Annotated in this window: 7 protein-coding genes; all 7 read right to left on the reverse strand. The window is 45.6% G+C overall.

The window, feature by feature from the left end; genetic code table 11:
- Window positions 1–304: 304 nt before the first annotated feature.
- Window positions 305–2,551, reverse strand: a complete 2,247-nt coding sequence (locus AC58UW_RS27405; RefSeq protein ID WP_497423733.1) for a family 43 glycosylhydrolase — start codon at window positions 2,549–2,551, stop codon at window positions 305–307.
- Window positions 2,552–2,685: 134 nt separating this feature from the next.
- Window positions 2,686–4,698, reverse strand: a complete 2,013-nt coding sequence (locus tag AC58UW_RS27410; protein ID WP_497423734.1) for an alpha-L-arabinofuranosidase family protein — start codon at window positions 4,696–4,698, stop codon at window positions 2,686–2,688.
- Between the two features lie 24 nt (window positions 4,699–4,722).
- Entirely contained in the window at window positions 4,723–5,610 is an 888-nt protein-coding gene (locus AC58UW_RS27415; RefSeq protein ID WP_497423831.1) for a carbohydrate ABC transporter permease, read from the reverse strand.
- A 19-nt stretch (window positions 5,611–5,629) separates the two neighbouring features.
- On the reverse strand, window positions 5,630–6,586 hold the full coding sequence (locus tag AC58UW_RS27420) for an ABC transporter permease (protein WP_497423735.1): 957 nt from the start codon (window positions 6,584–6,586) through the stop codon (window positions 5,630–5,632).
- Between the two features lie 24 nt (window positions 6,587–6,610).
- Window positions 6,611–8,194, reverse strand: coding sequence for an extracellular solute-binding protein (locus tag AC58UW_RS27425; protein ID WP_497423736.1), 1,584 nt, complete (start codon window positions 8,192–8,194; stop codon window positions 6,611–6,613).
- Window positions 8,195–8,311: 117 nt separating this feature from the next.
- Window positions 8,312–9,916: a response regulator transcription factor gene (locus AC58UW_RS27430; protein ID WP_497423737.1), complete on the reverse strand. Its 1,605-nt coding sequence runs from the start codon at window positions 9,914–9,916 to the stop codon at window positions 8,312–8,314.
- Window positions 9,909–11,681, reverse strand: a complete 1,773-nt coding sequence (locus AC58UW_RS27435; RefSeq protein WP_497423738.1) for a cache domain-containing sensor histidine kinase — start codon at window positions 11,679–11,681, stop codon at window positions 9,909–9,911. The genes AC58UW_RS27430 and AC58UW_RS27435 overlap by 8 nt, the downstream gene beginning before the upstream one ends.

Raw genomic sequence — 11,681 nt, forward strand, 5'->3', positions numbered from 1 at the left:
CTTTTTGAATTCTTCATTATAACGTTTCCGTTGTTCACCCATGGGAACACCTCCTGATATATTCATTATCGAATTCTCTTATTGAGGTGTCCACTCTTTATTCTAGCTGCACTTCTACCGCTATTTCATTTGCTGTCACTAAGTAGCGCAGATTAACGGTAGTTTCTCCAGCTATTCCAGTTGAGGCGCCTTAATGGAACATCCCTGAAGGTTTATGAAATTTGATATAGGCTGATGAGATGGAAGTTGGCTGTATAGTGAGTATTCTAATAGGAATTAAAAAAATGAGCCTCTAGAATCACTTCTAAGGCTCATTTACCGTCAGCGGGGATATTACCCAATCGGGAGAAGCACCTCGCAAACCTATACGCCCATTAAGAAACGCATTCGGGTCCGTCCAACTCAACAAAGGCTCTTTACTTGCATCGGAAAAAACGGCAATCGTTGGTCCTTTCAGCTTCACGGTAACCCTTCGCGTTTGGCCAGGCTCAAAAGTTAGGGAGCCGGATGTCTCTTCCATAGTATTTTCATAGCTAACTCGGCTTAGGATGATCTTATGGTTCTGAAACCTAAGCGCATAACCCATGAAAGCATCTTTGACCTGGTCTTTGAATTCCGACTCATTCGTCGTTCTCAGTAGAATACCAGCCTCGTCCGGTGTAGCTTTTTTCATGGTCAAATCAAAGCTGACGGAGTAGTCTGCCCAGCCCCATTCGCCGCCGAAGCGATTGGCAATTCCTACTGCCGTTGGCTTGATGACCGACTGTTCCGGCACTGGCACGGTAAGATTCGCTTCCACATACCTCAGCGTAATCTCGCCTTTCACCTGACGCAAGCTCAGCCATTGTGTCCCTTTTTGCAACTCGAATACCCCGAGCGGTATTTTCGTCCAATCCGAATCCGTTGCAAAGGCGGAGGATTCGAGTTTTATTTTCTTCGTCACCCCATTCGTTTCCACCGATAACGTTGAACCTGCCGATGCTTTGGATACATTCACAGCCAGCAGATAGCTCCCGTCTTGGCGAATATTGACCGGGTATCTGAGTCCATCGCCTTTGCTTGACAAGATCACAGCATCACTGCCGTCCGGTGTCATTCCGGAACGGATGCCGGGATGACCGTCTTGAACACCATGAACGGCTTCCACAGTACCGGGCAGTGGTTTGATCATTTTTTGATCGCTGCTGCCATTCGATTCATTAGAAAAAGCCGTATAATGCAGGGAAGGCTGCGTTCCTAGCGGCCACAAATAACCAATGCGGCCTGCACTCGCTGCCACACCAGACTGCTCGATCTTGAGGAGCCCGTCCCAATAGACCATCGGACCTGACCTTCCTGTTTCGACGCGAATTGTATGAAGCTTCGTAAGATCGGTGCCCTGTGGCAGCTTCTTTGTAGAAATAATCGTCTCGCTGCCGTTCACACGATTGATGAGCTCGAGCTCCATCGAAGCTTCTTTTATGCGTGCCGACCAGTAATTCCCCTCATCCGTATAGGCGAATACGGTTTCCAACAAGGACGGCACACCAACATGCTGATCCAATTGAAAATTGTACTCAGCTGTATAATCGCTTCCGGTGCCTATTCGTGTCAGCAGTGCCTCGCCGCCTCCAGATCGGCTGCTCTTCTCCCATTTGTCACTGGACGGCGCTGTGCCTGGCTCATCTCGGAATTCCGGCATTTGAGGTACTTCCTGCGGTGTTCCATGTGTCGGACCAAGCACAGACATCTTGTCACCGTTGAATACAAGCCGATCCAGATTCAGATTGCGGACGGGTGGCCCTTCCGCAGAGCGCCCTATCAGATTGTGATAGACAATATAGTAAGAATCCAGATCTGGTCCCATAATTGTCGCGCTGTGACCAAGTCCATTGAAATCATTCACCGTAGAAATCAGGATCGGATTATTTTCGGGAATGGTATATGTACCTGCGGGAGATTCATGATTCACACCGTAATTAACTCTATAGCCCTTACTAAAGACATGATTGCCCGTGTAAGTTAGGAAATAGCGTCCATTTCGCTTGATGATCATCGAACCTTCCGTCCAATGACCCAGCGAAGCGTTCAACTGCTTACCTACTTCAATTGTATAGGGATCGGACATGGAGCTTATCATAATGCCGCCGAATTTGGCATGAGTGAAATACCACTTCTCATCATCGTCGATAAAAACAGATCCATCAATCGTGTAGCCCAAGTTATCCGTCTTCTTCACGAAAGGTCCGGTAGGCTTGTCACTTTGCAAGACGTAATGCCCTTTGCCCGCCGGTGAAGTGTACATGTAGAACGCTCCGTTCCAATAGACAACCTCTGGGGCATACGCACCTTCACTGACGGGTTCCTCTGTAACCACACCTTCATAGCGCCAATTCACTAGATCATCCGAACTCCAAGCCTTAACGCCGACTCTTCTGTCCTTCGTGCTGCAATACAGGTAGTATTTACCGTTAAAACGCAGAATGTAAGGATCTCCAACCCCGTAATCCTCCCATTCTTGATCCAAAACAATGGGATTCTGGTAAGTTTGCTCCAAGGCTATCTCCATCATGTTCGCCTCCTCCCGCCCCCTGAGTTGGGGCTGCATAGCAGCAACCACAATGACTAGGATAGCGGTACCCACAGCCAACGGCATAATCCATGCTTTTATATTCCATCGTCGCATTCGGTTATCTTTTACTCCCATTAGCGAGTGATTTCTAATACGTAAACAGACGAAGCTTTCAATGGACAGGTCACTTGCGATTTCAAAATCGGCAGATCACGCTCTATGCAGACCACGGTTTCTGGATTTTGCGCATCGTTGATGCTTTCATAATGATCCGCAGTGACTTCCAGCAAGCGGGCTGTGCCTGTTTCAGCAAAACCATCTAGCTGAATATCCGTAATCGTGTCTTCAAGAGCTCGATTCACAATAAAAATCGTCAGTTTATCTCCCCGAATGCTCGTACAAGCCACGACATCCAAATTCGGCAAAGCATCCAAATGTGGCACATGGATTGGGCCGTCCACCTTAAAGCTTTCGCAATCGGTGTGGGTTTCAACTACATAGCCTAGGTCACGGTTCGCGTACATTTTCATGACATAATAGGTCGGCGAGCCATATACCGTTAAGGAATTTTCGCTTCTTCCCGAAGATTTCCCCCGATACTGATCTGCATAGAAATCCCCAACCCGGATGCACCCTCCAAGCCAGCCATTCACTAGATCGGAGAAACTGCCGATCTCGATCAAATCGCTATTTCGAATAAATTCATTCAAATTCGCTGCATTCGCTACAGCTGCTTCTAATGTGTGCTCATTAGGAAGACCCTTGCGAATCGTGTTCGGATAATACATCGTGTTGTATTCCGTTACCGCTAATTTTATGTGGGCATACCGCACTGATGATGCGAACAGTTCCCGCGATAGACGCACGGTTTCTCTTGTCATTTCGGGATAAGAAACGATGGCCTTATAACGATCTTCACTTAACGTACGATGATTCATTCCAAAACGATTGCATCCGTGATACAAGTGCAAGGTTAAGTAATCAATATGCTCAGCGGCTCGTTCTAGTAATGTTTTGTTCCAATCCATTTTGTCATCACCGCAGGCCAACAGCTTAATATCGGGATCGGCTGCCTTCATGGATTCGGCAAACCGCATGTAGCGTTCTGCGAACTGCTCTGCCGTGCAATGGCCCACCTGCCATGCCCCCCATACTTCATTCCCGATTTCCCAATATTTCACGTCATACGGCTCGGGATGCCCATTGGCTGCGCGAAGTTTGCCCATCGGTGTATGCACACCGCCATTGCAATATTCAACCCACTCCGCTGCTTCTTCCGGCGTTCCAGACCCATCATTTACACAGATGAGAGGCTCTACCTTCAATTCCTGGCAAAACGCAATAAACTCGTCTGTCCCGAAGTATTTATTCGTCCAGCCTCCCCATGCTTCATTAACGACGGCAGGTCGCTCATAGACAGGGCCAATAGCCTGCTGCCAATGATAGGCGCTGATATAATTCCCAGCAAGCCGCATCATGCCGGCGTTCAAGTCTCTTGTCATGTCCATCACTTCTTTGCGAACATTACCCACGCTATTCGAAGGGAGCAGCGAAATATGATCCAGCCAAAGCATCCCTGTGGAGACATGATCAAGCCAACGTTCATGATCCGAGGGTACATATAATCTGAACTCAGCGTGCTCACAATCCTGCTTTACTTGGAGACTAGCTTCATAATGCTTCCAATTATGACTTTCAATCTCGATTCGCGTGTGTCCTAGCACTTCGCCACTCGTCTTATCTACAATTTCCACCGCAACAAACTTGATATCCATAGAAGCTCTTGCATGCAGCGCGAGCGAATAGCCATCTTGATCTTCTTTTACAGCAATCGTTTGGCTAACTCCTGCATATCCCTCGTCGTCGCTATAGATTCTAATCCGCTGACTATGACCAGAATGATGCACAGCCGCAGGTTCAAGACCATATATTGTACTTTTCCCATTTGTATAAGGTCGCCAGCTTCCAGAAAGTCCCCTATACGCTACATCCATACTTTCAAAATCCATATCTCTCAGAGGATAAGCTAACATCGCATCCATATGATCGCGGATATCCTCCACAAAATGACCGAATAAGTACGGATTAATTTGGCTAGTACCAACTTGATTTGTATTCACTTGAATGCTAGCTCTAGATTGCACCATAAAAGCAACGCTTCCTTTCACGATCTATCCTTTTAATGAACCAATCATAACGCCCTTCACAAAATGCCGCTGTACGAATGGATACATCAACAGTACCGGCAAACTGGAAATGATAATAACTACATATTTGATGCTTTCAGCTAACAGCACTTTGGATTCCAACCCCACATTACTGTCGGCTGCATCCGACGAACTGACCATGAGCACTTCACGCAGCACGAGCTGCAACGGATACATATCCTTATTGCGAATATAGATTAAGGCATTAAAGTATGAGTTCCAATGACCTACGGCGTAAAAAAGGATCATGACGGCCATAATCGGTTTCGATAACGGTAAAATCACGTGGGTCAACAGTTTCCAATTCGAACATCCGTCGATATTTGCTGCTTCTTGAATCTCCCAAGGGATGCTGGTTTGAAAATACGTTCGCATGACAATCAAATTATAAGTGGCAATTGCACCAGGGATGACTAATGCCCACATCGTATCCACCATGCCTAAATTTTTCACGAGGAGATAGGACGGAATGAGCCCCCCGCTGAAAAACATAGTAAGCGTAACGAAAAACATAATGCCACCACGCCCAGGTAAATCCGGTCTTGACAGCGGGTATGCCGCAAGTGTCGTCATCATCAGGTTAATCGCCGTTCCGATTAACGTATACAGAATGGTATTTCCATAGCCGTTCCAAATTTGATCGTTATGAAAAACGTTCCGGTATGCTTCTAATGTAATTTGCTTGGGCAGCAAAATGACGTCGCCATTCAGCACTAGTGCAGGATCACTGAATGAGGCGCTAACGATAAAGATCAGCGGATACAGCACGACAACCACAATAATAGCAGCCAATACGTTTACGACAGCATTAAAAAATTTTTCATCCGAGCTCCTCTTTGTGAGCGTTTGCATCTGCATCACTCGGCCCCTCCTACCATAAACTTGTCTCCGCTTTTTTACGGGCAAAGCGATTCACGAGGATAAGCAGCGCAAGGTTGATAAGGGAATTGAACAATCCTATGGCCGCTGTATAGCTATACTCGCCTTTCAAAATGCCTGTCGAGTAGACGAAAGTAGAGATCACATCACTGGATTCCAAATTCAAATTATTTTGCATGAGCAAAATTTTCTCAAACCCAACATTCATAAAGTGGCCCACGTCGAGAATCAACAAAATAACGATAACCGGCAGAATGCCCGGTATGGATACGTGCCAGATGCGTCGCAGCCGGCTTGCACCATCCATTTTAGCGGCTTCATACAGCTGCTGATTAACTCCGCTCAGGGCTGCAATATAAATAATGGATTGCCACCCCATGTTCTGCCAAATATTTGAGCTGATAAAAATGGATTTAAACCAGCCAGCAGAATCGAGAAAACGAACGGGCTCTCCGCCAATAGCCTCAATGATCGTATTCACAGGACCGCCTCGTGGAGATAAAAAGAGCATAAGCATCCCAACCATTACGACGATAGAAATAAAATGCGGGATATACGTAATGTTTTGCACGATCTTACTGAATGCTTTATTGCGGATTTCCGTCACCAACAAAGCAAGCAGGATCGGGATCGGAAATGCAAATAATAAGGAAAATAAGTTGATCGAAATCGTGTTCCACAGTAGTCTCCAGAAATAATAAGACTCTACAAACCGTTTGAAATGATCGAGCCCAACCCATGCACTGCCATTGATGCCTTTCGCCGGGCTGAAGTTTTTGAAAGCGATTTGTAGTCCATACAATGGCCCATAATGGAACACAAGATACCATACTATTGGAATGAGCAGCATAAGGTAGAGATCATACCGACTAGTCACCGATTTCAAGAGGCTGGAGCGCCTCGACTTGGATCGAGACGCAGTGCCCGCTGTATTTGCCGAACTGTTCATCTGTAGCCCTCCAGCCGTCAAAGCTTATTTTTGCTGTTTGAGTTTATCGTAAGCGTCCTGATACAACTTCTGAAGCTCGTCAATTTTCATTTTCTTCAGCGTGCTCTGAAACTCGCCCCACTTATCGAAACTAAGAGCACCCGCGATAAACTTCGTGCTCTGCTCTTCGTAATATTTATCAATATCATTTCGTAGAATATTAATTTGTTGGGCCGTTTGCTCATCAAACATCGGTGATGCATAGCGAATTTTCGGCATGTACGGATCCAACTTCTTTTGAGCTTCCTGAACCTGAGGCGGATTGATGAAAGAAGCCACTTTCTCACTGATCAAATGTGGCGCTCCTCCTCCGGCGTACGGCGTGATTTTGCCTTGATTACCCGAATTCAGGAAGGCATCCGTATAAAATGGAATTCCATCACGCAATTCATAGTGCTCGCCCTTGCGACCGAAGCGCAGCAAAGTAGAACCCTCATCTCCGTAGAAATAATCAACCCAACGCAGCGTAGCTTCGGGATTCTTGTTCACGGAGGTGATCGCAAAAGCACCAAAATCCCTTGGAACTGGAGATGCCAGCTGCAATCTATCACCATGCGGCCCTTTCACTGGAGCTATACCGATGTATTGATCCGCAACTTTCGTATCTAACATCGGATTGTTCGTCTGATCAAAGAAGAAACCGGTATTTGCTGAGCCTTGCTTAGCCAAATACTGAGCTTCCTTCTGCGTAAAGAGCTCTGAATCAAGTAATTTCTCCGAATACAGCTTGTTCAGGTACATCAATAATTCTTTGTTCCGATCGTTCCCCATCCAAATATTAACTTTGTCATTATCCAAATTAATGTTATATCCCAACTGAAAATCCAAACCAAAAGATCCAGCCATGATAGGAACAATACTCAAGCCGTTGCGCGCTGTCATTGGGATCTCATCCTGTTTGCCGTTGCCATTCGGATCTTTATCCCGGAAAGCTTTCAGTACCTCATACAGATCGTCCGTGGTCTCAGGTTCTTTCAGGTTCAGCTTCTTCAGCCAGTTTTGATTTATCCAGCGTTTATCCGTTCTGGCAGCGTTTACAGTTACAATACCAGGCAAGGCATAAATATGGCCTTCAGGTGTCGTAATAGCTGAGCGAATTTCTGGATAAGTATCCATAAGCTTTTTGATATTAGGCGCGTACTTATCGATCATACTCTCGAGAGGAATCAATTGGCCGCCTGAACCATAACGTATTGCTTCTAAAGGTGTGAGGCCTGAGCGGTACAATGCATCCGGGAGCTCATTTGATGCGAAGAGCAGATTCTTTTTCTCATTAAAACCATCCGTAGGCGCCTCAATGAATTCAACTTGCACGTTGCTCATTTTCTCAAAATCTTGGAACACCGGCATGTCTTTGAATGGCCCATTAACTGGCGCAATACGTGTGAACATTTTCAACTTCAGCGGATCTTTGACAATCGGAAATCCCTCCGAAGAAGCATTACTAGAAGCTTCATCTTTGGATTTGCCTTCTTTCTCTGTACTTGGCGTATCCGAGCTGCAAGCCGCTAATGTCATACTGGAAACAACTAAAGTAGAAAGCAGTACTGTCCCCCAATTTCTTTTCATTCTTTCTTTCCTCCGATCATGTTGTTTTTCACCCTGTCAAGAAAGCGTTTTCCAAGGGTTGATCTCATTATAATTAAAGACTTCACCCTACAGATTCAACATATATGACATTTCATTCTACTTTTTTGACGTCTTCAAATGATCGATATACGCTTGCGGCGTCATCCCCGTCATGCTTTTAAACACTTTGAAAAAGTAAGTATAGCTTAAAAAGCCCACCTCACTGCTTATTTGTTTCAACGCGTAGGCGCCAGATTCCATGAGCATGCAGCTTTTTTTAATGCGAACTCGATTGATATACTCCGTGAACGTCATTTGCGTTTCCTCTTTGAACAACCTGCTTAAGTAGGATGGATTTAGATTAAGGGCACTGGCCGTGCTTTCCAAGGAAATGTTGGCGGCATAGTTATCCGAAATATAATGAACCGCTTTGGCTATATGTCGTGAGTATGTGCCCCCAGCTTGCTGTTCCTTAATGAGTTCAACGATACGTGCATAATAAGCTAATAACCACTGCTCGATCTCAGAGACACGGCTCATTCGCCCAAGTTCATTCCTTGTGGGGATAAGCTGCACGTCCTCCTTGGTGATATGAGAAAACTGCTGTTTCAGTGACCTCTCAACGAGTCGAAGCATTTCGCTGACTATGATTTGTACCGCCATAGCGTAGACAGGTTGGTTTCTTAATGTAGCAAAAACAGTTGTAATGGTATGATAAATCCTATCCCCGTCGAGTTGCTCCAGATAAAGAAGCAATTGCTTCTTCTCTTCTACAAAGAGAGTATCTCTTAGCGCTGAGGGGCGCATACCTTGATATAACATATCATCCATATCTTGATCCGCCTTGCGATAACTGGCAACAAGCTGCTTTAAACTTCCGCTTCGCGGGCCTGCGATGTAGACACATTTTAAATTTAGGAATTTCTCCAGGGAGTGAGAAAGTGCACACATGGCTTGATTAATTTGAGTTGTTACCGCAAGCTCGCTTCGATCCTCTGATGCAAACAGAATAATAAATCGTCCTTCCCCCACATATCCTACCGTTCGTTTCTGAACGTCGCCTATGGCCATTTGCATCACATCTGTCGCTTGCTGGACGAATCTATTTTTCTGGACGTCATTAAACAACTCCGTCAATAACAGGAAGGGTACGATTTGAACCGCTGCAGTACCATAATTGACGGCATGCGTGTAGAGGTCATTGTCTTTGACATAGGCCAACAGTGATTCTTCGGCATCTTCCACATCTCTAGCCAAATTCGCCACATGTTCACGAAGAATTACTGGACTTAGGCTCTCGATGATTTGAGTTTGTTCGCTGCGAACCTTATGTTCCCGCGCTTCACTCTGCAGCTCCAAGACTGCTTGTTCCAGAAGCGCCAAGAGCGCTCTCGCGTTCAAGCGATGTTTGAGCAAATAATCCATTGCCCCATTCATGAGACAAGTGCGAACATAATCGAAATCGTCAAAGCTGCTCAGCATGATCATTTTAACCTTCGGAAAATTGTCTCTGATCCTACGACTGAGCTCTACCCCATTCATAGTCGGCATGCTCACATCCAAAATCGCAATGTGCGGAGGATGCTGCTCCATCATAGAAAGGGCTATAGCGCCGTTCTGCGCTTCCCCGCAAATGGTGAAGCCATGCTTTTCCCAGTCCAGCATCCCCTTCACATCGTTGCGTGCCAATGCTTCATCGTCAACCAATAATACCTCAAACATGGTTCTCCCCCTCCTGTTCTATTCGAGTTATCAATGGAAATCTGATCTGAACAGTCGTATACGCATCTGGTTCACTGTCTAGAAAGACACCGTAAGGCTCCCCGAAAAGGCGAACGATACGCTCGTGCACATTGCGTACGCCCATGCCGCTGAAGCGTGTATTTGTGTTGGCTTCGAAGAGCGCATGGATCTGTTCTTTCGACATACCTCTACCGTTATCTCGGACATCGATTCTCAATTCCTTTCTCTCCACGTAGATGCGAATCAACACTTCTCCTTCACACCCAGAGTCTGATAGCCCATGAATGATAGCGTTTTCCACAAGAGGCTGGAGCATCAGTTTCAACACGCTAAGTTGTAAAAGCTCTTCATTTTCGACTTCGATATTCAGATGAACAGGTTCCACGTATTTGTATTTTTCAATCGTAACGTAACTACGGACATACTGCAGTTCTTCTTGCAGCGTGAGAAATTCATTCGTATTTCCAAGTACACCTCGCATGAGCTCAATCAAAGATTCGGATACCTCAACAATGTTCGGCACTCCGTTTAGCTTAGCTAAATATTTAACCGTATTCAGTGTGTTATATAGAAAATGAGGACGAATTTGAGCTTGCAAAACAGCTAATTCCGCTTCACGCTTCTCCTTCTCCGTTGTCATGATACCCTCTAGTAAACGCTTTAATTGTTCCACCATGCTTTTGAAAACTTGATAAAGCTGACCAATTTCATCCTTGGAGTGAATCTCCACCGTGGGCAGCGACATATTGCCTTCCATGACATGCATCATCATCGATCTCAACCTGCGAATATTCCTCGTCATTCTGGAAGAAACCTGTAAGGTGGCGATGACAATGATGATAAACACAATAATGGCTACTGTGGCTAGAATTTTACGGATATGCGCCGTTTCGGTTAATAGCGACTTCATGGGAACGAGCGCAAGCGTGGACCACCCCGTATACTCTGATTTCCGCATGACGACTAGGAACGAGGTTTGGTTAATTATTCTTTCAACCGAACCGTCTGTACCGCTAAGCTCCTGATTGAGCTTAATAATCGTTTCTTTATCTAGAGCGCTAGTACTCGGTTGATAAATGAACTCGTTTTTCCTGTCTACGACATATAACATACTGTCCGATGTAGGTTTGACATCATATATTTTCTTAACGATCTCATCATTCAGATCGAACATGACCATACCGATTAAATACCGGTTATAACGGAGTTCGCGCCCAGTCACAATGGAATTGTTAAAGCCGGTTTGATGAAAATAAGCATGACCCGATCCATTTTGAAGCAAATCGTCCATCATCGGTGTGAATAAAATGTTCTTGTCGAGCCAAGGGGAGCCAACGAAAAATACTTTTTCGTTCAGACCAATTACGGCAACACGCGATATATACGGCTTATAGGCAATCAGGGCGGATAAAAACTCCTCGATCCGTTTTTGCTCCTGGAACCACTCATAGCTTGGTTCCTCCGTCTTGCTAAGCAGCGTGTCCAGCACGGTTTTGTTGGTAGCAACTACCGTATTTAGTCGGCTGACTTCTTCTAATCGGAGATTCAAGGACTCGTCTGCCTGACGGATACTCTCTGTAACAGACGTGATCGCATTGTTCTTGACTGTTTCTCTCATGTACAAATAAACAATGCTCGTCACCGCCACAATGCCAAGCAAGGTAACCAGACTGAAGGCGACGAAGATTTTCCCCTGTATGCTTACTGTGGGTGAAATTAACTTCTTCAAGGAGGAAAACTTCAT

Source organism: Paenibacillus sp. J22R160 (assembly GCF_059692135.1).